Below are 22,458 nucleotides of genomic sequence, written 5' to 3'. Positions count from 1 at the left end.
GCTGACTCAGAGCAGAGCCAGCAAGAAAATCAACTCGCCAAGTTCAATGGCAGCGCCCAGCGTATCGCCGGTTTGCCCACCCAACGTGCGTTTTAATAACTGCCCAAGAATAAAAACCGCCACCATTGTGACAACCAGCGCTGCCACGCCGCGCATGCCAGGAAGTAGCACGGCGGCAAGGATCGCCGCTAATCCCAACGTAACGCAGGTTTGACGCCCGGTGACTTTGCCAATAAAAACGTTGCCCAGCCCTTCTTCACGGGCATAGCGATGCCGATACATCAGCAACACCGCCGTTCCTCGCCCGGCGACACATGCCGCTGCCAGCGCGGCCAGCATTGGCGTGCCACGCAAAGCCAGTTCGCTCACCACCAGCACCTTCGCCAGTAAAACGAAAATTAACGCCAGTCCACCGTGGGTGCCCAGACGACTGTCGCGCATGATTTCCAGCATCCGCTCGCGTCGGCGCGCCGAAAAAATGCCGTCACAGGTATCCGCCAGACCATCCAGATGAAATCCCCCGGTCAGCAATGCCAGTGTCAGCACCGCAAAAAGGGCCGCCAACGGAATACCGCACCAGGGCTGGAGCGCCATAAAGACCAGCCCCGTCAGCCCTCCCAACACGACGCCAATCAGGGGAAACATTACAATACCGCGGGAATAGTGCTCGAAATCCAGTCCTTGCGACCAGCGAGCAGGAACGGGCAAGCGACTGATAAAAGAGAGCATTGCCCAGAACAACTTACTCATTTAATTTTGACTCCAATTCCTGATACCACCAGCCAGACCTCATCCGCTGCCGCCGCCAGTCGCTGGTTCACGCGTCCTGCAATATCACGAAAATGCCGCGCCAGACGATTCTCCGGCACAATCCCCATACCCACTTCGTTAGTGACCAACACGATCTTTGCCGGGCAGCGCTGACAGGCTGCGATCAGCGAACGGATTTCACCTTCGATAGACTGCTCCATCGCCGCGTAATCCCAGCTGTCCGGATCGCTTTCACCGCCCAGCGCAAACAGCAAGTTGGTCACCATCGTGGTGATGCATTCCAGCAGAATAGCTTCCTGAGGATCGTTCGTGTCCGTGATCAGTTCATCAAGATGTTGCCAACGTTCGGCTGTCCGCCAGTGCGCAGGACGTCCATCGCGATGATGCTGAATTCGCGCAGCCATCTCCTCATCAAAAATCTGCGAAGTCGCGATATACAAAACGTTTGGGGAATCAGCGATCAGCGCTTCCGCATGCCGACTCTTACCGCTTCGCGCGCCGCCAGTAACCAGAATCATCATACTGGCTCCCGGTGTTGCTGCATGATGGTATAAATTTTTTCAATATCGATGTGTTGCCGCATCGCATCCGCCAGCAGATCAAACTGCTGCGATTTATATTGCGCGTAATGGAAGGTGGAATCCAGCGGAGCTAACCCTTTACGTTCTCGCAGGCCATTGACCAACGCACGGGTGAAATCATCGCTGTCGAAAAGACCGTGAAGATAGGTGCCGAACGCCAGGCCATCCGGAGTGACCGCGCCGTCAACAACGTTGCCGCCGTCTTTGTGCAACGTCATCACCGACCGGCATTCATCGGTTAATGCTGTTTCGCCCATATGAATTTCATAACCGCGAACGGATAACCCCGCCGTGCCCGCCAGCCAGTCAGGCAGCGATGAAGACATTTGTCCCTCAACCAGGGTCGTGGTTTTGTGCTGGGCAAAATGGGTGACTGTATTAAGTAAGCCCAGACCCGGCAGCGTACCGAGGCCCGACTCTACTTCATCAATGATGGTGTCGCCGAGCATTTGATAGCCGCCACAAATCCCAACCACCGGTACGTTATTACGATGTAATTGCACGACGCCATGCGCCATCCCGCTTTCACGCAGCCACACCAGATCGCCAAGGGTGTTTTTGCTACCCGGCAAAATCACCAAATCGGCCCCCGCCAGCTCTTCAGGCTGGCGAACATAGCGCACGCGCACGTCCGGCTGAGCAGCAAGCGCATTGAAATCAGTAAAGTTAGAAATGTGCGGTATTTGAACTACGGCGATGTCGATATCGCGTTTGTCAGTGCGCAAATACTTGCCCTTTTGCAGCGCAACGCCGTCTTCATCTTCCAGATCAACATCCAGCCATGGCATCACGCCCAGTACCGGAACACCGGTCAGCGCTTCAATTTGCTCGATACCGGAGTGCAGTAGCGTCACATCACCGCGAAACTTGTTGATGATCACCCCTTTTACCCGCGCGCGTTCGTGATCGTGCAACAGCGCCAGCGTGCCGTAAATGGAGGCGAACACCCCGCCACGATCGATATCCGCCACCAAAACGACAGGGCACTGCGCCATCTCTGCCATACCCATATTGACGATATCGCGATCGCGCAGGTTAATCTCTGCCGGGCTCCCCGCACCTTCCAGCACCAGCACATCGAACTCCTGCGCCAGGCTGTTATAAACTGACAGGATCTGTTCCCGCAGACGTGGCTTGTACTCGTGGTAACTCACCGCGTCCATATCGGTTGCCACTTTACCCATCAGCACTACCTGCGCTTTTCGATCGCTGGTCGGTTTAAGTAACACTGGGTTCATACGCACATCTGGCGTAATGCCTGCGGCTTCGGCCTGAAAAATTTGCGCGCGGCCCATTTCTTTTCCCTCTGGCGTAATGCCAGAGTTCAGCGCCATGTTCTGCGATTTGAACGGCGCGGTATGCAGTCCATCCTGATAAAAAATACGACACAGCCCGGCGACCAATACGCTTTTACCCACATCAGATGCCGTTCCCTGCAACATTATTGCCTGCGTCATGACGCCTCCTTCAGTGCGTTCTCTCGCATACAGCTAAAAAATTCAGCCTCTGTTTTACACAGCGGGAAGCCCAACTCTGTATGCAGCTTCACCAGCCAGGGCTGAGTTAATCCCGCTTGTTCAATAAGATCCGTACGGGCGAAAACGTCGCCTGGCGTACCGTGCGTGAGCACTTCGCCCCGGCGTAAAACGTACACCGCATCGCTGACTTCATAGATAAGATCGATATCATGGCTGGAAATTACGACGTGGTTTCCTTGCGCAACGATGCGTTTGATTATCTCAATCATCTGCGTGCGGCCTGACGGGTCGAGGCCCGCAGTAGGTTCATCCAGCAGCAGATACTGCGCCTGCAACACCAACGCCCCGGCAATTGCTACACGTTTTTTTTGCCCGTGGCTTAAACACTGAATGGGCTGATGGCGAAAATGCTGGGCGTCGACCAGCGTAAGCGCATCTTCCACGCGCCGAGCGATTTCAGCTTCATCCACCCCAAGATTGCGCAGGCTAAAGGCGATATCGCTGTCAATATCGGTATAAAAGATTTGCTGATCGGGGTCCTGAAATACCGTTGCCACCTGTTGACGCAGCGCCAGCAGGCCGCGCTTGCTGTAATCCAGCGGTTTGCCCTGCCACATCACCGCGCCTTGCTGTGGGCGCAATAAGCCACTCAGGTTCATAAACAGCGTGGATTTCCCGCAGCCATTAGCGCCTACCAGTCCGGTGACGGCATGCGTCGAAAAATCCAGCGTTAGCCCTTTGAGGATCGGGTCATCCTGATAGCGAAACCAAAGCGCTGAGGTGGCAAGCATACTTTTCCTTACAGGTGAAAATCACCCTGATACAGTTTGATATCCAGTGTGGTGGTCATTTGCTGGTAGCGGATCAACACACGGGTAAACAGCAATCCCACCAGCATTGCCAGAGAGCGGTAGCCCAACGGCAAGCTACGATAACCAAAACGCAGCGTTTGTGCGCGGTGTATAGCCAGCGCCTCGTCTAACAGGATAAAAATAAACCGCCAGGTCAGCAGGATCTGCTCAGTTAGCAGGCGAGGAACGTGCGCGCGTTTGAGTAAGATAATTAATTGCGGAAACGGCAGATTCAGTACCAGCCAGAAGGTTGCCGCCAACGCGGCAAGGCTGCGCCAGAAGGTTTCATTGGCGGTTACCAGGCCAGGTGCGCTGATCCCCAACCAGTAACTTCCCACAGGTATGCTGGCCAACAGCGTCTGTGGATCGCGGCTGATGCTAAACAAAATGGTCACCACGCCAACCGTGAGAAAACCAAATGGCAATGCCATCCAACGGCACCAGCGCCAGAAGGAAATACGCAGCAGCCAGCAGCTCAGCGCGGCAATAAGTAAAAGCTCAATACCCTGCCCCAATGGGGGCAGAGTAAACGCCAGAATCATCATCACCAGCCAGAGCAGAAATTTCCGCACCGGCGAGACATGAACCCAACGGCTTTGATAGCTAAGCCTGTCAAGCCCGGTCATCACGGCGTTGCCTGCCCTTGGTGTAACCCAGGATATAGAAAATCACGGCTGCGCCAAGCGATCCCTGGAGCGTAAACAGCAGACTTTCAATTTCACCGCTTGCGGGTTCATACAACGGCTGGAACCAGGGCTCATAATGCGGGGCAATAGCCTGAATCTGGCTTTCCGCCTCACCATCTGAACCGCCGTACTCCCCACCGTGGTTGATAAAGAACGGCAGGATCACCAGCGCCACTACCATGCCCAATATAATCAGCGTCTTTTTCATCGTTAATGCCCTTGTGCGGTTATCAACTGGCGTTTGGTTAGCTGATCGTAAATCAGCACGGTAAGTAACCCTTCCGCTATCGCAATTGGGATCTGCGTCAGGCAGAAAATCCCCATGAACTTGATGATTGAGCCGGTAGCGCCAGCGGACGGATCCGGGAACGCAACGCCCAACTGCACCGAGGTCACGAAATAGGTGACGAGATCCGCCAACATCGCGCACAGGAAGACGCAGACATCACGACGCAGCCCTGCACGGCAGGCCATTTTCCACACCATGTAACCCACTACCGGGCCAATTACCGCCATCGACATGCCGTTCGCGCCGAGCGTCGTCAAACCACCGTGCGCCAGCAAAAGTGCCTGGAACAGCAGGACAATCGCACCAAGGATGGCTACCACGCCCGGTCCAAACAGGATAACCGCCAGGCCTACACCGGTAGGATGTGAGCAGCTTCCAGTAACGGAAGGAATTTTCAGCGCCGACAGCACAAAAATAAAAGCGCCACACAGGGCCAGCAAAACCTTCTGGTGGTTATCCTCCTGCACGATTTGGCGCAGACGTACCAGTCCGTACCACAGGCAGGGTAAAAACAGCAGCCACCAGGCCAGCGCCCACATCGGCGGCAAGAAACCTTCCATAATGTGCATGGCGAACGCTTGTTCAGGAACAATCATCAGTAATAGCGCCGCAGCCAACCCGCTGAAAGACAGCTGTTTTAGCTGTTGTTCAAGCTTCATTGTGCATACTCCCACTGTTTATTGACCAGAATGGTCGAAAAATAAGGCAGCGGCTGATCGTCGCTCACCTCATCGAGATGACGCCAGCACTGTTCACCCGGCAGCGTGGCTTCAGACATCATTAATGCACAGTCCAACAAACCCTCTTGTTGTAGCAGCGCTTTAATACGCGCAAAACGACCGTACACTTTCATCAACACCAGACTGTCATGCTGTTTTAATGCCTGCTGGATTTCCGCTTCCGGTGCGGTACAGGAGACCACCGCCAGTGACTGCTGCTCCATAGCGAGCGGCGTTTTGGAACGCGCGGCAATCGCGGCGAAAGACGTGACGCCAGGAACGATTTCCAGCCAGTCAGGACAACCAATACGCTGAAGTAAAAAGACCCAGGTGCTGAACAGCATCGCATCGCCGAGAGTGATAAACCCCACCTGCTTACCGGCCTCGACTTCCTGAACCAGCGCGGCAGCAACTTCATCCCAGACGGCCTCTTTTTCAGCGCTATCGGCACTCATAGGAAAATGGCAGCAGCGGACTTCGGTCTGTTCACCGATATACTCACGTACAATCGACAATGCCAGACTGTCGCCGCCTTTACGCCCGGCAGGCGCATAGAGAATATCCAGCGCGCCCAGCGTGCGTGCGGCACGCACGGTAATCAAGTCGGAAGCACCTGGCCCGGTGCTCAGTGCATACAGTTTTCCGCTCATGCTGCTTCCTCCAGCGCCACATTAAGCGCCTGCTGTAAATGTGCCACGAACATGGCGCGAACCGCTGGGTTCTCACCCAGACCACTAAGCCACGGCGTAGCCGGTATCCCTGCTGCATTGAACAACGTTTTCCAGGAATCATCTTCGTCGGAGGCCATATCGTTGATGGCATGGTCACCAGCGACTAACATCAGCGGCATCAGATGCACCGCCGTCACCCCTTCCTTAGATAAACTTTCAATCAGCACATCCACTTCCGGATAGCTTTCCACCGCCCCAACCCGCGCGGGAAAGCGCTGCGCCGTCATCATATGATCGAGACAGGCATAGGCGGCAAATGCATGGTGGCTGGCACCGTGTCCCATAAAGACCACTTTTTCACTTTCGCCAAGCGCCGGCATCTGCTGTCGCAGCGCCAGCATCAACTGTGCGTAATCTTCATGGCTGCTCAGCAGCGGTACGCCGAGCGTCAGGCGTGAAAACAGCGGACGCATACTTTGCACTTCGCGGACAATTTTTTCGTATTCATCACCATTAATAATGTGCAGCGACTGAATAGCTACATCCTGATACCCCTGCTCCGCCAGTTTTTGCAGCGCCTGCAGCGGCGTGTCGATTTCAATGCCGTCGCGCTGCTTGAGCTTGCGGATTATCATCCCGGAGGTAAACGCCCGGAACAGGTCGCGGTCAGGGCAGCTAGCTGCAAGATCGCGCTCACAGGCCACGATATTTTTCTCGCAGGTGTCGTGATAGCTGGTGCCAAAGCTGACCACCAGAAGCGCCTTTTTCATCTCAAACTCCTTAAGCAGTGGCCAGCCAGCGCGTTAAACGCGCCCCAAAGGCGGCCTGACTTTCCAGTAACTCTTCTCCCGTCACCAACGGTGCCGGACGTGTAATCACGATGCAGGGGATACCGGCATCCAGACAGGGTTGAACTTTTTCCTGATAACCACCTTCCGCACCGGATGCTTTGGTGATCACCACATCAGCCTGACACTGACGATAAAACGCGGCGTTGAACTCGGCGCTAAACGGCCCGCACAGTGCGAAAATTTCACCGACGCCAAATCCCAGATCCGCGCATTGCTGAATGACCTCAGGAACAGGCAGAACGCGCGCCAGCAGCGTTTTTTCAGGCAACCCTTCGCGCCAGATGGCCAGATCTTTACTGCCGGTCGTCAGCAGCACACGATCGCCGAAGCGTCGCGCCACCTCACAGGCTTGCGGAATGCTTTGTACGGTATACAGGTGCGGGTGAGTTAAACCACTCAACTGCTCAGGGCGCTGGTAGCGGCTCAGCAGTACGCCCGCCGCTTCGCAGGCGCTCATGATGTTGCGGCTCACCACCTCGGCGTACGGATGCGAGGCATCGATCACCCAGCGCGTCCGATTTTCCTGTAGCCAGGCAATCATTTGTTCGCGCTCCAGACGCCCGCAGCGCACCTGGCCTTTGATGTCTCCCGCCAGTTGTTTCCCTGTTGGGGTTGCAACTGACAGGGTATAGGCCACGTTTGCCGCATCCAGTTGCTGGCACAGCATGCGCGCATCGCTCGTACCGCCCATGACCAGCACATCACCATAATTCACAGCACATAACCTCGTGGTGTGATCATCAGGCCGTCCTGAACATAGGTTGTTTTATTACCCACGATCACAAGGCTGGTCATATCAACCGGTTCGAAATCCATTTCACCGAGCGTGGTTAACCATTTTTCCTGCTTTTTACGTCCGGCAGACTTCACAATACCCACCGGCGTTTGTGCGCTTTTGCTGGCGGAAAGCAGTTCAAATGCGCGCGCCAGATGACCTTCGCGACCCCGACTGCGCGGGTTGTAGAAACAGATAACAAAGTCTGCCTCACCGGCGGCAACGATGCGTTTTTCGATAACCGGCCATGGCGTTAACAGATCGCTTAAGCTGATGTGGCAGAAGTCGTGCATCAGCGGCGCGCCCAGCAAAGAGGCCGCGGCAATACTAGCGGTCATGCCAGGTATTAGCCTGACCTCAACATCCAGCTTTTGCTTGCTGACCAGTTCAAGCACCAGCCCGGCCATACCGTAAATCCCCGCGTCACCGCTACTGATCAGCGCCACGTTGTGACCCGCCTGTGCCAGTTCGATCGCCGCCTGGCAGCGTTCAATCTCTTTGCACATCCCGGTTTTGATCACTTGTTTGTCACCCGTGAACGCTTTTACCAGATGGGTGTAGGTTTTATAGCCAACGATGATTTCCGCTGCCTGCAGTGCTTCAACGGCTTCCATGGTCATCATTGCCTGCGAGCCAGGGCCAATTCCAATTACGCTTAACATCAGTGTGAAACTCCCAAAGTGATAGTGACGCCCTGTTCTCGCAGGGTCTCGCCCAACAGTTTTCCGTGGCTCAACAGCCAGGCTGCAGGACCGGAAACGCTTCCTGTACCCACCGTTTTGCGAACAAACGATGAGGCTGGAAAACGGTGCTCATGCTCACGCAGCGCGTCAGCAGTAAAGGTTTCGAAAGGAACGCGGCAGCACGAAGCCAGTTGGATAAGTCCCTGTTCATCCTTTTTCAGCGTGATGCTGCCAATCGCTTTTAGTGCCAACGGATCGAGCTGTTGAGCTTCAAGTTGCCGGGCAAGCAGCGCAGCCAGCAGAGGGAACGGCGTATCACGGCGACAGCCAATTCCGGCCACAACCCGCTGTGGCACCAACTTCCAGTGCGGAACAGGCAGGTCAGGTAAATTGGTGCGTAAGGTGATGCACACCAACGCATCCAGTTCAGGGAGCTGGTTGAGATCGGTTACCGTGATAAATCCGCGCCGGTCGCAATGGCTGACATCCTGCGTCAGTTCGTCATCCCACCACAGACCAACCCGCTTATTGCTGACCAGCATCTGATTCACGATCTTCACCGCCGAACGGAAATCACTCATCCGGGCATTCAGTTGAAATGCCAGCGTATCCAGTGCCGCCATATCGTTCACATCCGTCGCGGTAGTGATAACCGGGTCAGCGCCCAACATGCCCGCCAGATAACGCGCCAACGCATTGGCACCGCCCGCGTGACCGGAGAGCAGGCTGATGACATGCTGGGCACGTTCATCAATGACCACCACCGCCGGATCGCAGAATTTGTCATTGACCAGCGGGGCCAGTACGCGCACCGCAATGCCGGTCGCACCGATAAAAATCAGCGCCGAGTAATTCGTAAACGCTTCGCGGGCGGTATTCGCAAAGCCGTTTTCAAAGGGAATAAACCCCTCCTCCAGCAGCTTTTCACTGGTAAAACAGGTAACCGGCAGCATGGCTGCCAGACGTTTCGCCAGCACAACGCCACCAGGAGTCAGGCAAAAAAGCGCAATTGACTCAGGCTTTACGGTATTCATGGCTAAAGTCCGCCGCATAGAGTTTGGAGTAGTGATACTCCGAGCCCAGGAAATTACCGACCAGAATAAGGGCCGTTTTACGGATGCCCGCATCGCGAACCTTGTCGCCAATATCCGCAAGGGTCCCGCGCACGGTCTGACTTTCCGGCCAGGTCGCTTTATAGATCACCGCCACGGGCGTGGTCGCCGGATAGCCGCCTTCAATCAGACGCTCAGCCACCCGATGAATGCGCTGGACGGAAAGATAAATCGCCATTGATGTCTGGTGGCTGGCAAAAGACTCCAGCTGTTCACGCTCTGGTACCGGGGTGCGGCCTTCCAGGCGCGTAATGATCAGGCTCTGTGAAACTTCGGGCACGGTATACTCAACTCCCAGCTCTGCCGCCGCGCCGAGGAACGCGCTGACGCCGGGCACCACCTGCCAGTCAATCCCGCGTTTGGTCAGCTCCTCACCCTGCTCGCGTACGGAACCGTACAACGAGACATCGCCGGTTTGCAGGCGCACAACGGTCTTGCCCGCTTTCACTCCGGCTTCCATCAGATCAAGGATCTGCTCCAGATGCAGTTCGGCACTGTCGTGACATTCAGCACCGGCAGGGCAATACTCCAGCAATTCAGTGTTAATCAGCGATCCGGCGTAGATAACAACCTGCGCCTGCTGCAGCAACCGGTAACCTTTGAGGGTAATCAGCTCGCGATCGCCAGGACCTGCGCCAACAAACCACACGCTACGGGGATCAAAAATCTCAGACATGGTTTCCTTCCTTCTGACAGGCGATAACAAATACGGGGTTATTCGGTTTAAAATAGTGACCATTGCCAAGCGTGGTAAGCGAGGAAACCTGTAGCTGCAGGCAATCCACTCCCTGTACGCCAAGATGATCCAGATGTGCCAGCGCGGTGTTGAGGTTTTCCTGGAGGATAAACGTCATCACCAAACGCCCTGCGGGATGCAATTGGCGCATCGACCAGTCAATCAGTTCGGTCAGATGGCCGCCGCTGCCGCCCATAAAAATGGCATCGGCTTTTTCCGCGATGGTCATGGGAGCAACGCCGGGAAAAATATCGATATTTGCGCAGGCAAAATGCTGGCGGTTTTCATCCAGCAACCTGAGCGCAGCCGGGTTACGTTCGATGGCCGTTACACGTAATCCGGGATATTGCAACGCCGCCTCTATCGACACGCTGCCGGTTCCGGCACCAATATCAATCAGGTGACTGGCGCGGTGTAATTCAAGTTTTGAGAGGGCAAGTGCGCGTACCGCTTCTTTGGTCATCGGCACTTTCTCTCCACGCAGAAACAGCTCATCTTTCATCAAGGATCACCACTGCATTCATGTCATATTCAGCGTTAACTTCACGCACAGGCAGGAAATGGATCTGTTCGTTTTCCATCGCCAGGTTTTCGCCAATCACCATCCAGCGATGCCCCTTGCCTCGGGCAATGAGCTGCTGCGCGATTTCACGCGGGCCACACAGCGCATCAGTCACCATCGCCACCTTGTTATGTCGCGCCAGCTCATCAAAACAGACGCTGCGGCCATGGCTACTGGTCAGCCACATATCGTTCATATCAATACCGGACTGCGCGCACAGGTACTGCACCGCACTAATGCCGGGAATAATCCGCACATTCTCAATACCAAAATGCGCCACCATGCGCGTCCCGATGCCGTAAAATAGGGGATCGCCAGACGCCAGTACCACAACATGCTTCTCCTGGTGCGCGCTAATCCAGCTCAGGAGTTCCGGGATATTGGCGCCAAGAGCAAACTGTTCACCGGCAAAATCCGGGAATTGCTGCAAATGCCGCTTTCCACCGACCAGAACATCCGCCGTCGCGACCGCTTCTCGTGCGGCAGGCGTCATCAAATGCAAACCGGCGGGGCCCATCCCTACAACGGTTAACATTGCATCTCCTCAGCAATTTCTGCGACCGGACGATTACTTCCAAGAACCTGATTATCAAAAGAAAACATGATGGCATCGCAGGTCGGTGGATTTTTGGTAAAGCGCAATGTTTGCAGGACACGCATACAAATGCGCTGAGCCAGATGGTCATAAATGTGCTGGAAACCGTACGCCTCGATATGTTCCATCGCCGCTTCGGTGGTATCGCACTCGCTGACCAACGTCAGCAGTTCCAGCGGTGCGCCAAGTAGCGCGAGGTGAGCCACCAGCGTTTCCATGCGGGCATCGGCAATATGGCTATGAGTGTGGAAGATCCCCGCCGCGATTTTGATGAGCTTACCGGGGTGCCCCACCAGTACGATTTGTCGGAACCCCAGACGTACGGCTTCTTCAATCATGTAACCGACAAAGTTGCTCATGGTGACCACAACCTGGGTGTCGATACCCATCTGCTCGCGCACAAAACGCTCGCCGTGGTTTCCCGGCACCAGTACAACACGCTCCAGCCCTGCCGCCCGCTTAATTTCCAGCTCAAGCGACAGTGAACGCTTCCAGCTCTCTTCTGACATCGGCGTGACAATACCCGTGGTGCCGATAATCGAAATGCCGCCAAGAATGCCAAGGCGAGAGTTGTAGGTTTTTTGCGCCCGTTCTTCGCCTTCTGGCGCGAAGATTTCAATCTGCGCCCCACGATTTGGGCCAATCGCTTCGCGGACGGCAGATTCAATGGTCTGGCGAGGTGTACGGTTAATCGCCGAACTGCCCACCGGCAGGCCAATCCCTTTGCGGGTTACCGTACCGACCCCTTCACCGCCCTGTAAGGCAATCACGCCACTATCGTCTAACGTCACACGGGCAAAAATCAGCATGCCGTGGGTGGCGTCCACATCATCTCCACCGTCTTTGCGGATGGCCGCTATTGCCTGCTGCCCTTCGATATGCGGTGACTCCACGTTCAGGCACAGCGTCACCCCGGAAGGCGTCACGATGGAAACCTGATGGATGAGGTGTTGGCGCAATACCATCAACGCGGCAACTTTTGCCGCCGCCGTGGCGCACGATCCCGTGGTATACCCTTTACGCAGCGCTTTACCGTTGTGCCACACCGGCGTATCGAAGGCCTCGCTCATCGCGCCCCCTGCATGTGATAAAGCATGGCGTTGACGATAGCGGCGGCGACATTGCTTCCCCCTTTGCGGCCTAACGCTGCAATGGCGGGCAAATTGCTTTGGGTCAGGGCATCTTTCGACTCTTCAGCACCAACGAATCCGACCGGTACACCCACCACACCGCTGACGGCAACATCATGCTCAAGCAGGCGGAACAGCGCAGTCGGCGCGTTGCCAAAGACAAACAGCTTTTCCCCCTCTTCCTTCACCGCAATGTCGACTGCCGCCATGGACCGGGTAATACCCTGCTCTTTTGCCGTACGCACAACCCGCGGGTCGCTGATGTAGCAGCGGCACTCACCGCCGAATTTTGCCAGCAGCGTTTTATTGATCCCGGAAAGCGCCATCGTGGTATCGGTATAAATCACGCTCGAACGGCTAAGCGCCGCACAAAACTGCTCCAGCACATCACTGGAAAACCACAGAATGTCCAGCCAGTCGAAATCTGCCGTCGTGTGAATAACCCGCTTGATAATGGCTTCATGTAACGGACTGGCAAACTGATAGTCCGGACGGGTTTCACGGATGATCTCGCCAATAATGTCGAAACTTTTGGCTTCAATCGCCTGGGGTTGCTGGATGTATTGCATTATGTTGTCCTCAGGCTACACCGACCCACAGCCACCGCAGCGCAATAAACAGCGCCAGTGCCAGCGTCGATGCCACCCACATCAGTCGAATCGTATGGGAAATGTCGTCTACCGAAATGTCACGTTGAGCATCACCGATCCACGGTTTCTCAACGCGCTCGCCAAAGTAGTCATTAGGACCACCCAGCCGAATGCCTAATGCCCCGGCTACGGATGCCTCTGACCATGCACAGTTTGGGCTGCTGTGGTTGTAGCGATCGCGCCAGCCAATCTGTAAAGCTCGCGAGCCGTCTTTACGACATAAAAATGCCGCCACGCCCAGCAACAGCCAGCTCAGTCTTGCAGGAATAAAGTTCGCGACATCGTCCAGACGCGCGCTGACCATACCAATAGCGCGGTATTTTTCATGTTTGTAGCCCACCATGGAGTCAAGGGTGTTTACCGCTTTGTAGGCCATCGCCAGGGGCGCACCGCCGAGGAGGAGAAAGAACAACGGCGCGATAATGCCGTCTACGGTGTTTTCAGCCACGGTTTCCACCACCGCGCGATTGATCTGCTGCGGTTGCAGCTGTGAGGTATCACGCCCCACAATCCATGACAATTTCTCCCGACTCTGAGCAAGGTCACCGGCACGTAGAGGACGTTCGACATCCTGCGCGGCCTTTGCCAGGCAGCGCCCGGCCAGCACGGTAAAGATCATCCATACCTCTACCACCCAACCCAACCAGGGATGAATAGATTCTGCCAGTGCCAGCACGCCCCAGGACACCGCCCAGGTCAGACCAACCACCACAATCCACATCACCGCGCCGCCGATGCGCAGCGCACGGTCGCTATGGCAATAACGCCGAATAACTCGCTGCACGGCAGAAATCAGATTGCCAATCCAGCGCACCGGATGCGGCCAGTTCTGCGGATCGCCGATGATAAAATCAAGCAGCCAGGCAACACACCACGCAAGGATCGTCATAGCGCACTCCTCGCAGCTGCCAGCCAATGGTTAAGCATCTGCGGACGTTGAGCAAAATGAACGTGTAGATAGCTGGCGAAGGTGTTTCCGACCTGCCAGCCGCCGGACCAGGCTTGCAGCGTTTTACCATCGCGCACTTTGCGACAGTTCATTACCGCTGGCGTTTCAGGGGTAAAATCGGAGTAGTGGAATTCATGTCCGCGCAGCACTTCGCCTTCTGCAGCTAACAATGTTTGCTGCGCGGCCTGCGCTTCGCAATAGCCAAATCGGGTCAGACGTTTCCCCATTTTGCTGTGGCCGGGAATGATATCCGCCATCAGCCAGGTATCGCCGTTGCTGTCCTCAAGCGAACTGCCGAGATACATCAGCCCGCCGCACTCTGCATAAATCGCGACGCCACGTTGATGTGCCTCTCGCAGTTGATTCAGCATCGAGACATTGCGAGCCAGCGCCGCAGCGTGTAGCTCAGGATATCCGCCACCTAACCAGATCATCTGACAGTCCGGTAAACAGGTGTCGTGCAACGGGCTAAAACGGACAACTTTAAGCCCCGTACGTTCCAGCAGCGTAATGTTGTCCGGGTAGTAGAAGTTGAAGGCTTCGTCATCGGCAATTGCAACCGTTAGCCCTGCTCCGGCGTCTGCGGCAGGAAGCGCGGGCCATTCGCCAGCAGGAAGATTGGTTGACTGGCTTAGTGTCAGTAGCGCGTCGATATCAAGGGTTTGCTCCAGCGTCGCGGCAAAAGCCTGCCACGGTTGCTGATTGATAACCGACTCACGTGCGGTTACTAAACCCAGATGACGTTCGGGAAGGGCAACGCCCTCCATACGGGGTACGTAGCCCAAGACGGGTACATCGCAGTAACGTTCGATTGCGACTTTCAGTAACTGGTAATGCGTTTCGCTGTTAACCCGATTAACAATAACGCCGGCGATGTTCAGGGTGGGATCAAAATGCTGAAAACCCATTACCGTTGCGGCGATTGAAGTGGAAACGGCTTTGCCATCAACCAGTAAGATGACCGGACAGCCTAACTGTTTAGCCATCGCGGCGGTGCTGCAGTAGTTTGGATCGGTACCATAGCCGTCATACAGCCCCATCACACCTTCAATAACGGCGATATCCGCATGTTGCATCTGCTCGTTGAATAGAGCGTTCAGCGTGGGGACGGGAAGCATGAAGCTATCAAGATTGCGGGAAGCGGTACCGCATACCGCTGTATGCCAGCCGGTATCAAGGTAATCAGGACCCACTTTGCAAGGTTGGACGCGCAAACCGCGTTTTTTCAACAAGCTCAACAAGCCCAGCGTCACCGTGGTTTTACCACAGCCGCTTCCGGTACCTGCAAGAACAAATGCGTGAAAATTGGCCGCCATACCCTGATCCTGTTCAGGGTGGTAGGGGTGTAGAGATACCCAGTCTCTCGACTGTATGCATCTGAACCACCCACTTCCCACCGAAGTTGTTGGTAGTCACTGACAGGCAGGTCTTCTGGCTTAGCGTCATCCTCACCCGTCCTTCCCAATCTTGCGATCAGTGGTCCATACGGGGTCGTCAGCATCACAGCAGCGGGGGCTGCGGGGGATTCTCACCCCCTTCCCTACCACAAATGTGGCAAACCTGTCAGTTCAAGAGCCTGGTTAATTAAGCTCTCTGTTATGAGGTAAATTCACGACCTCATGACAATAATTCAATTTAATATCTTTCCGAGTTCATTCAGCCAATTTTCTGGCCTTAACCCACTTATTCACACGTTCACTTTTTGAATGAAAGTATCAGCTAAGAATAAAGAAAGTCATTCACACAGACACTGTATCTCATCACAAAAATAAAAACTGGTGCAGTTTATCCCTCTAATACCATTATTTTGTTGCGCTATGACAATTTATTGACTGCTGTTGTCACATTTCATTTTATAATGACTAACATAGCGCCCGATATCAAAAATCGGCAATAGCAAAATATTGCTATTTAAGCGGATTCACCGCGTGAAATGACATTTATTTGCTGACGAAATGCCTGCGGCGTAACCTGATAGGTCTGGCGGAAAACTTTGCAAAAATAACTTGTTTGCGAAAAGCCTAAATTACGCGCAATGCTGGCTATACTCCAGTCACTGTGACAAAGCAGCTCTTTGGCACTGGCCATTCTTTGCTGGTTTACCCATGCGTTAAAACCAATACCCTGATATTTTTTGAACAATTTGCTGAAATAGTACGGGCTAAGGAAAACATGAGAGGCAACATCTTCCAGACGTAGATCGTCTGATAAATGTGCATCAATATAGCGCAGGGCTTTTTTCATTTTACTGTCATGAGGGTTGGTACTACGGTTAGCGCGTACCGGCTCTGACTGCTGCGGGTTATCTTTGATAACAACAAAATTAAGTTGTTTCTTAAGGCAATTTTCGACGATGAGCTTGAGTAAATCCGCTGAAGCAATGACTCGAGAATAGTCCATTTCAGGTACATTACGGAACTCGTTGACCAGTTCGGGATCGGCTTGCCAGCGGTCATCGACGTTCAGAATATCAACGAGGCCAACATCGTTACTTAAGCGTACTTGTCCACAAAGCACAAATCCTACCAGGTGTCCCGCGATGACCAGCGGAATTGAGAAATCGGTAAGTCCGGCATGGCAGCGATAAATGCAGGGTTGATCGGATTTAGAGGCTTCCAACCCTCCACAGCGGTCGCTCATACGACAACGCGTACTATGCTGAGGATGCTGGCGCATCAACTGGCAAAAAGGAGTGAAATTAAAAAGCTCAGAAATTTCATCACCGTGAATATTGACAACCACAACAGCCAGACTGGTGGCCTGTGCAAAATCCTGTGCGATTTTATTAATGAGTTCTGAGTTCAGGGCACTCGCAGAAATCATGATAAAACCTCTCAGTTAATTTATTGTTATAAATAAAACATATTATTCACACATTCATTTTCATCTCGCGATCCAGCGCTCTGATGAAAGTCAGCATTGAACATAACAAAAGTCTCCCATTGTTGGGAGACTTTTTAAGCCGTTCAGGAAACCGGATCACGAAAACAGTTTTTACCTTTCAATAATAAACATCTTTCGTGAAGCTAGCTCTCGTTTTCCTCCAACTTACACGAATTACACGGTAAATTTTTGCCAATAAAATAACGATAAATTGCTGCGCCCGCACAGGCGCCGATGATGGGAGCCACAATCGGCACAATGAAATATGGGATATCACGCCCCCCGGTCATCGCAACATCACCCCACCCGGCCATCCAGGCAAACAATTTAGGACCAAAATCACGTGCCGGGTTCATCGCAAAACCGGTAAGTGGACCGGTTGATGCGCCGATAACAGCAACCAGAATACCAATCAGCAGTGGTGCTAACGGGCCTTTGGGAACACCGTTACCGTCATCCGTTAGCGCCATAATCATCCCCATCAGAATGGAGGTAATCACCACTTCGACCAGTGCGGCCTGCCAGACACTCAGTGCGGCGGCAGGATACGTACTAAAAATGCTGGCAAGTTGCAGGCTTTCCAGACTACCGCGTACCATTTGATGGGCTGATTCATACTCAATAAATAAGCTGCCGTACAACAAATAGGCCAGCATAGCGCCACCAAAGGCCCCCGCTATCTGAGCGACAGAATAAGGTAGTACCTTACGACCCGGAAAACAGGCAAACAACCAAAGTGCGATGGTAATAGCAGGATTGAGATGGGCCCCAGAAATCCCGGCTGTCAGGTAAACTGCAAGCGAGATCCCCAAGCCCCATATGATGCAGATCTCCCACAATCCCAAACTGGCACCCGCGACCTTCAGGGCGCTCAGGCACCCAATACCAAAAAACAAAAATAGTCCGGTACCCAAAAACTCAGCAATACATTGCGCTCTTAGTGAATCGTTCATTGTGACACCTTCTAAGCAGAGTTCGTGTCTTTACCAGCGGACTCCTTGCTGGCAGGAAGATTACTTCAAGGCTTACTATAAAAATCTGTATCGGCAAATTGTTGGCAATCTGCAAGCGACATGCCCTTAAAAATCGTGTTGTGATAGCAAATTCTTGCTATTACCTTTATTAAAGCAGGCGGTAAAACGAGGATTTACCCTATTAAAAGTACATTTTCAAAATAATAAAATATTGCGAACAGCAGAATTCCATTTTCAAACGATCATCACAATTTCATTTTTCTCGCATAGCAAATGATATTTAAACTGTCACTCGGAAAAGTGTAAATATGGAATTAACATAACCAAATAGTCACATCACCTAAACTAAAAATAACCAACAAAAACAAATTGTTATAATGATAAATGGCAATTTTATCTCACCATAACCCCACTATTTTTTCACTCTTACTTTCAACTCAGCCATTCTTTTTCCTCGCTTCTTTTTATAGTCATGAAAATCGGGACAACCCAGGCGAGGTCTTTATGCAACAAGAAGCGTTAGGAATGGTAGAAACCAAAGGCTTAACTGCAGCCATAGAGGCCGCAGATGCAATGGTGAAGTCAGCCAATGTAATGCTGGTCGGCTACGAAAAAATTGGTTCGGGGCTGGTAACAGTCATTGTCCGTGGCGATGTCGGCGCAGTCAAAGCAGCAACAGATGCAGGTGCCGCCGCAGCCCGTAATGTGGGAGAAGTGAAAGCCGTACACGTCATCCCACGCCCGCATACCGATGTAGAAAAAATCTTACCGAAGGGAATTAGCTAATGAGCAGCAATGAGCTGGTTGAACAGATCATGGCGCAGGTGATTGCTCGCGTGGCAACGCCGGAACAGCAGGCTATCCCTGAAAATAATCCCCCAACACGAGAAACGGCTATGGCAGAGAAAAGCTGCAGTTTAACGGAGTTTGTCGGTACCGCGATTGGCGACACCGTCGGTCTGGTAATCGCCAACGTAGACAGCGCCCTACTGGACGCAATGAAACTTGAAAAACGGTATCGCTCCATTGGCATCCTTGGTGCCCGTACTGGCGCTGGCCCGCACATCATGGCCGCCGATGAAGCGGTAAAAGCCACCAATACTGAAGTCGTCAGTATTGAGTTACCACGTGATACCAAAGGCGGCGCAGGTCATGGCTCGCTGATTATCCTTGGTGGCAACGATGTTTCCGACGTGAAACGTGGCATTGAAGTCGCACTGAAAGAACTTGATCGCACCTTTGGCGATGTTTATGCCAACGAAGCCGGTCACATCGAAATGCAGTACACCGCACGCGCCAGCTACGCACTGGAAAAAGCCTTTGGCGCACCGATTGGCCGTGCCTGTGGCGTTATCGTCGGCGCGCCGGCATCTGTTGGTGTCCTGATGGCCGATACGGCCCTGAAATCCGCCAACGTGGAAGTTGTGGCCTACAGCTCCCCTGCCCATGGCACCAGCTTCAGTAACGAAGCCATTCTGGTTATTTCGGGTGACTCTGGCGCTGTTCGTCAGGCCGTTATCTCCGCCCGTGAAATCGGTAAAACCGTACTCGGGACCCTCGGCTCAGAGCCGAAAAACGATCGTCCGTCCTACATCTGATATCAGTGAGGCTGATTCATGAGATCGAAAAGATTTGAAGCACTGGCGAAACGCCCTGTGAATCAGGATGGTTTCGTTAAGGAGTGGATCGAAGAAGGCTTCATTGCGATGGAAAGCCCGAACGACCCCAAACCGTCGATTAAAATCGTCAACGGTACAGTCACTGAACTGGACGGTAAATCCGCCAGTGAATTTGACTTAATCGACCATTTCATTGCCCGCTATGGCATTAACCTGGCGCGCGCTGAAGAGGTCATGGCGATGGACTCGGTCAAACTGGCCAATATGCTTTGCGACCCTAACGTAAAGCGCAAAGACATAGTGCCGCTGACCACCGCAATGACGCCGGCAAAAATTGTCGAAGTGGTGTCCCATATGAACGTCGTTGAGATGATGATGGCGATGCAGAAAATGCGCGCTCGTCGTACACCCTCTCAACAAGCGCACGTCACTAACGTCAAAGATAACCCGGTGCAGATTGCCGCTGATGCCGCTGAAGGCGCATGGCGCGGGTTTGACGAGCAGGAAACGACCGTTGCCGTTGCACGTTATGCGCCATTTAACGCCATTGCGCTGTTAGTCGGCTCACAGGTTGGACGCCCGGGCGTATTAACCCAGTGCTCGCTGGAAGAAGCTACCGAACTTAAACTCGGCATGCTAGGCCACACATGCTACGCGGAAACCATCTCCGTCTATGGTACTGAACCCGTCTTTACCGACGGCGATGACACGCCATGGTCGAAAGGCTTCCTCGCCTCGTCCTATGCTTCCCGTGGTCTGAAAATGCGCTTTACCTCCGGCTCTGGCTCAGAAGTTCAGATGGGTTACGCCGAAGGCAAATCGATGCTTTATCTGGAAGCCCGCTGCATTTACATCACCAAAGCTGCGGGTGTACAGGGCCTGCAAAACGGTTCAGTAAGCTGCATCGGTGTCCCTTCCGCCGTGCCGTCAGGCATTCGTGCAGTGTTGGCTGAAAACCTGATTTGTTCCTCTCTGGATCTGGAATGCGCCTCCAGCAACGACCAAACCTTTACCCACTCGGATATGCGTCGTACTGCGCGTCTGCTGATGCAGTTCCTGCCGGGTACTGACTTCATTTCTTCTGGTTATTCCGCGGTGCCGAACTACGACAACATGTTTGCGGGTTCGAACGAAGATGCTGAAGATTTTGACGACTACAACGTTCTCCAGCGTGACCTGAAAGTAGACGGTGGTCTGCGCCCGGTTCGGGAAGAAGACGTTATTGCCATTCGTAACAAAGCGGCACGTGCGCTGCAGGCCGTCTTTGCCGGGATGGGATTACCACCAATCACTGATGAAGAAGTGGAAGCTGCGACTTACGCCCACGGTTCGAAAGATATGCCGGAACGTAACATCGTTGAAGACATCAAGTTTGCACAAGAGATCATCAATAAAAACCGTAACGGTCTGGAAGTGGTGAAAGCCCTAGCTCAGGGCGGATTTACCGATGTCGCTCAGGACATGCTCAACATCCAGAAAGCCAAGTTAACCGGGGATTACCTGCATACCTCCGCCATTATCGTTGGCGACGGACAGGTGCTATCCGCTGTCAATGATGTTAACGACTATGCCGGTCCGGCAACAGGTTATCGCCTGCAAGGCGAACGCTGGGAAGAGATCAAAAACATCCCTGGCGCACTTGATCCCAACGAGCTTGGCTAAGGGGTGAAAAATGGAAATTAATGAAAAACTGCTGCGCCAGATAATTGAAGATGTGTTGTCTGAAATGCAGACCAGCGACAAACCCGTCTCTTTCCGCGCATCTACAGCGGCAAGCGCACCTCAGGCTGCGGCGACACAGGGAGACAGCTTTCTGACCGAGATTGGTGAAGCCAAACAAGGCCAGCAACAGGACGAAGTGATTATTGCCGTAGGGCCGGCGTTCGGGCTCTCGCAAACCGTCAATATCGTAGGGATCCCGCATAAGAATATCTTGCGCGAAGTGATTGCCGGTATTGAAGAAGAAGGCATTAAAGCGCGCGTTATCCGCTGCTTTAAATCCTCCGATGTGGCGTTTGTCGCCGTTGAGGGGAACCGTCTGAGCGGTTCCGGGATCTCTATCGGCATCCAGTCAAAAGGTACCACGGTGATCCACCAGCAGGGGTTACCGCCGCTTTCAAACCTGGAGCTGTTCCCTCAGGCACCGCTTCTGACGCTGGAAACCTATCGTCAGATCGGTAAAAACGCCGCGCGTTATGCCAAGCGTGAATCTCCGCAACCGGTCCCTACTTTGAATGACCAGATGGCCCGTCCTAAGTACCAGGCCAAATCAGCCATTCTGCACATTAAAGAGACCAAATACGTTGTGACAGGCAAAAACCCGCAGGAACTGCGCGTGGCGCTTTGATAAAGGATACCTCCATGAATACCGACGCAATTGAATCGATGGTTCGGGATGTGTTGAGCCGGATGAACAGCCTGCAAGGCGAGTCTGCGACTCCGCCCGCGGCGAGTTCATCAGCACATACCGCGAAAGTCACGGATTACCCTCTCGCGAAAAAACATCCTGAGTGGGTAAAAACTGCGACCAACAAAACGCTGGACGACTTCACGCTTGAAAATGTTCTGAGCAACAAAGTGACCGCGCAGGACATGCGCATCACCCCTGAAACACTGCGCCTGCAGGCGGAAATTGCCAAAGATGCCGGACGTGACAGGCTGGCGATGAACTTCGAGCGCGCAGCCGAGCTAACCGCTGTTCCTGACGATCGCATTCTTGAGATCTACAACGCGCTGCGCCCGTACCGCTCAACAAAAGATGAGCTGATGGCTATCGCCGACGATCTCGAAAATCGTTATCAGGCAAAAATCTGTGCAGCTTTCGTTCGTGAAGCGGCAGCGCTGTACGTTGAGCGTAAAAAACTCAAAGGCGACGACTAACTCAGGGACAGGA

The 22,458-nt window shown here is 53.6% G+C and carries 26 protein-coding genes and 1 riboswitch; of the genes, 5 read left to right on the top strand and 21 right to left on the bottom strand.

The window, feature by feature from the left end; translation table 11 throughout:
* Positions 1-6: 6 nt before the first annotated feature.
* The 21 genes from cobS to pduF all read right to left on the bottom strand — a co-directional run bounded on the left by cobS (position 7) and on the right by pduF (position 17,925).
* Positions 7-750: an adenosylcobinamide-GDP ribazoletransferase gene (cobS, locus tag JQN59_RS09185; protein WP_048216013.1), complete on the bottom strand. Its 744-nt coding sequence runs from the start codon at positions 748-750 to the stop codon at positions 7-9.
* Positions 747-1,292 carry a bifunctional adenosylcobinamide kinase/adenosylcobinamide-phosphate guanylyltransferase gene (gene cobU, locus JQN59_RS09180; RefSeq protein WP_048216012.1) on the bottom strand — a complete coding sequence of 182 codons (546 nt, stop codon included), beginning with the start codon at positions 1,290-1,292 and terminating at the stop codon, positions 747-749. Before cobU ends, cobS begins: the two co-directional genes overlap by 4 nt.
* Entirely contained in the window at positions 1,289-2,809 is a 1,521-nt protein-coding gene (locus JQN59_RS09175) for a cobyric acid synthase (RefSeq protein ID WP_048216011.1), read from the bottom strand. The genes cobU and JQN59_RS09175 overlap by 4 nt, the downstream gene beginning before the upstream one ends.
* Positions 2,806-3,621 carry an energy-coupling factor ABC transporter ATP-binding protein gene (locus JQN59_RS09170; RefSeq protein ID WP_003839037.1) on the bottom strand — a complete coding sequence of 272 codons (816 nt, stop codon included), beginning with the start codon at positions 3,619-3,621 and terminating at the stop codon, positions 2,806-2,808. Before JQN59_RS09170 ends, JQN59_RS09175 begins: the two co-directional genes overlap by 4 nt.
* Positions 3,622-3,629: 8 nt before the next feature.
* Positions 3,630-4,307: an energy-coupling factor ABC transporter transmembrane protein gene (locus JQN59_RS09165; RefSeq protein WP_003834087.1), complete on the bottom strand. Its 678-nt coding sequence runs from the start codon at positions 4,305-4,307 to the stop codon at positions 3,630-3,632.
* Positions 4,294-4,575 carry an energy-coupling factor ABC transporter substrate-binding protein gene (locus JQN59_RS09160; protein ID WP_003030289.1) on the bottom strand — a complete coding sequence of 94 codons (282 nt, stop codon included), beginning with the start codon at positions 4,573-4,575 and terminating at the stop codon, positions 4,294-4,296. The genes JQN59_RS09165 and JQN59_RS09160 overlap by 14 nt, the downstream gene beginning before the upstream one ends.
* 2 nt (positions 4,576-4,577) lie before the next feature.
* Positions 4,578-5,315: a cobalt ECF transporter S component CbiM gene (cbiM, locus tag JQN59_RS09155; protein WP_003834098.1), complete on the bottom strand. Its 738-nt coding sequence runs from the start codon at positions 5,313-5,315 to the stop codon at positions 4,578-4,580.
* Positions 5,312-6,025, bottom strand: a complete 714-nt coding sequence (locus tag JQN59_RS09150; protein ID WP_003834099.1) for a cobalt-factor II C(20)-methyltransferase — start codon at positions 6,023-6,025, stop codon at positions 5,312-5,314. The genes cbiM and JQN59_RS09150 overlap by 4 nt, the downstream gene beginning before the upstream one ends.
* A complete protein-coding gene (cbiK, locus tag JQN59_RS09145; protein WP_149607958.1) occupies positions 6,022-6,816 on the bottom strand; it encodes a sirohydrochlorin cobaltochelatase in 795 nt (264 codons plus the stop codon). Before cbiK ends, JQN59_RS09150 begins: the two co-directional genes overlap by 4 nt.
* Positions 6,817-6,826: 10 nt before the next feature.
* The gene (locus JQN59_RS09140; protein ID WP_048216008.1) at positions 6,827-7,612 is read right to left on the bottom strand and encodes a cobalt-precorrin-6A reductase; all 786 of its coding nucleotides are present in this window, start codon (positions 7,610-7,612) and stop codon (positions 6,827-6,829) included.
* Positions 7,609-8,334 (bottom strand): precorrin-3B C(17)-methyltransferase, encoded by a 726-nt coding sequence (locus tag JQN59_RS09135; protein WP_003030278.1) that lies wholly within the window; start codon positions 8,332-8,334, stop codon positions 7,609-7,611. Before JQN59_RS09135 ends, JQN59_RS09140 begins: the two co-directional genes overlap by 4 nt.
* Positions 8,334-9,389 (bottom strand): cobalt-precorrin 5A hydrolase, encoded by a 1,056-nt coding sequence (gene cbiG, locus JQN59_RS09130; RefSeq protein ID WP_003834107.1) that lies wholly within the window; start codon positions 9,387-9,389, stop codon positions 8,334-8,336. The genes JQN59_RS09135 and cbiG overlap by 1 nt, the downstream gene beginning before the upstream one ends.
* On the bottom strand, positions 9,370-10,143 hold the full coding sequence (locus tag JQN59_RS09125; protein WP_003030275.1) for a cobalt-precorrin-4 methyltransferase: 774 nt from the start codon (positions 10,141-10,143) through the stop codon (positions 9,370-9,372). The genes cbiG and JQN59_RS09125 overlap by 20 nt, the downstream gene beginning before the upstream one ends.
* Positions 10,136-10,705, bottom strand: coding sequence for a decarboxylating cobalt-precorrin-6B (C(15))-methyltransferase (locus JQN59_RS09120; protein WP_008785138.1), 570 nt, complete (start codon positions 10,703-10,705; stop codon positions 10,136-10,138). The genes JQN59_RS09125 and JQN59_RS09120 overlap by 8 nt, the downstream gene beginning before the upstream one ends.
* Positions 10,695-11,300 carry a cobalt-precorrin-7 (C(5))-methyltransferase gene (locus JQN59_RS09115; RefSeq protein ID WP_103014233.1) on the bottom strand — a complete coding sequence of 202 codons (606 nt, stop codon included), beginning with the start codon at positions 11,298-11,300 and terminating at the stop codon, positions 10,695-10,697. The genes JQN59_RS09120 and JQN59_RS09115 overlap by 11 nt, the downstream gene beginning before the upstream one ends.
* A complete protein-coding gene (gene cbiD / locus JQN59_RS09110; protein WP_048216005.1) occupies positions 11,294-12,430 on the bottom strand; it encodes a cobalt-precorrin-5B (C(1))-methyltransferase CbiD in 1,137 nt (378 codons plus the stop codon). The genes JQN59_RS09115 and cbiD overlap by 7 nt, the downstream gene beginning before the upstream one ends.
* Positions 12,427-13,059 (bottom strand): cobalt-precorrin-8 methylmutase, encoded by a 633-nt coding sequence (locus tag JQN59_RS09105; RefSeq protein ID WP_008785140.1) that lies wholly within the window; start codon positions 13,057-13,059, stop codon positions 12,427-12,429. The genes cbiD and JQN59_RS09105 overlap by 4 nt, the downstream gene beginning before the upstream one ends.
* Before the next feature lie 10 nt (positions 13,060-13,069).
* Complete coding sequence (gene cbiB / locus JQN59_RS09100) at positions 13,070-14,029, bottom strand: adenosylcobinamide-phosphate synthase CbiB (RefSeq protein WP_048216004.1); 960 nt, start codon at positions 14,027-14,029, stop codon at positions 13,070-13,072.
* On the bottom strand, positions 14,026-15,405 hold the full coding sequence (locus JQN59_RS09095; RefSeq protein WP_103285487.1) for a cobyrinate a,c-diamide synthase: 1,380 nt from the start codon (positions 15,403-15,405) through the stop codon (positions 14,026-14,028). Before JQN59_RS09095 ends, cbiB begins: the two co-directional genes overlap by 4 nt.
* 88 nt (positions 15,406-15,493) lie before the next feature.
* A riboswitch (cobalamin riboswitch) is annotated at positions 15,494-15,668 on the bottom strand.
* 332 nt (positions 15,669-16,000) lie between these two features.
* Positions 16,001-16,912 (bottom strand): transcriptional regulator PocR, encoded by a 912-nt coding sequence (gene pocR / locus JQN59_RS09090; RefSeq protein WP_003834122.1) that lies wholly within the window; start codon positions 16,910-16,912, stop codon positions 16,001-16,003.
* A gap of 203 nt (positions 16,913-17,115) precedes the next feature.
* The gene (pduF, locus tag JQN59_RS09085) at positions 17,116-17,925 is read right to left on the bottom strand and encodes a propanediol diffusion facilitator PduF (RefSeq protein ID WP_003030258.1); all 810 of its coding nucleotides are present in this window, start codon (positions 17,923-17,925) and stop codon (positions 17,116-17,118) included.
* A gap of 525 nt (positions 17,926-18,450) precedes the next feature.
* Here pduF and pduA point away from each other — a divergent pair.
* Genes pduA through pduE form a run of 5 tightly spaced genes read left to right on the top strand, consistent with a single transcriptional unit; the run spans position 18,451 to position 22,445 of the window.
* The gene (gene pduA / locus JQN59_RS09080) at positions 18,451-18,732 is read left to right on the top strand and encodes a propanediol utilization microcompartment protein PduA (protein WP_003030255.1); all 282 of its coding nucleotides are present in this window, start codon (positions 18,451-18,453) and stop codon (positions 18,730-18,732) included.
* The gene (gene pduB / locus JQN59_RS09075; protein ID WP_003834129.1) at positions 18,732-19,544 is read left to right on the top strand and encodes a propanediol utilization microcompartment protein PduB; all 813 of its coding nucleotides are present in this window, start codon (positions 18,732-18,734) and stop codon (positions 19,542-19,544) included. Before pduA ends, pduB begins: the two co-directional genes overlap by 1 nt.
* Positions 19,545-19,562: 18 nt before the next feature.
* A complete protein-coding gene (gene pduC / locus JQN59_RS09070) occupies positions 19,563-21,227 on the top strand; it encodes a propanediol dehydratase large subunit PduC (protein ID WP_003030249.1) in 1,665 nt (554 codons plus the stop codon).
* A gap of 10 nt (positions 21,228-21,237) precedes the next feature.
* The gene (gene pduD, locus JQN59_RS09065; RefSeq protein ID WP_003834131.1) at positions 21,238-21,912 is read left to right on the top strand and encodes a propanediol dehydratase medium subunit PduD; all 675 of its coding nucleotides are present in this window, start codon (positions 21,238-21,240) and stop codon (positions 21,910-21,912) included.
* A gap of 14 nt (positions 21,913-21,926) precedes the next feature.
* The gene (gene pduE, locus JQN59_RS09060) at positions 21,927-22,445 is read left to right on the top strand and encodes a propanediol dehydratase small subunit PduE (protein ID WP_149607959.1); all 519 of its coding nucleotides are present in this window, start codon (positions 21,927-21,929) and stop codon (positions 22,443-22,445) included.
* Positions 22,446-22,458 lie beyond the last annotated feature (13 nt).

The organism is Citrobacter sp. B72 (assembly GCF_016894305.1).
Classification (GTDB): domain Bacteria; phylum Pseudomonadota; class Gammaproteobacteria; order Enterobacterales; family Enterobacteriaceae; genus Citrobacter; species Citrobacter portucalensis.
This window is presented reverse-complemented; position numbering and strand designations above follow the sequence as displayed.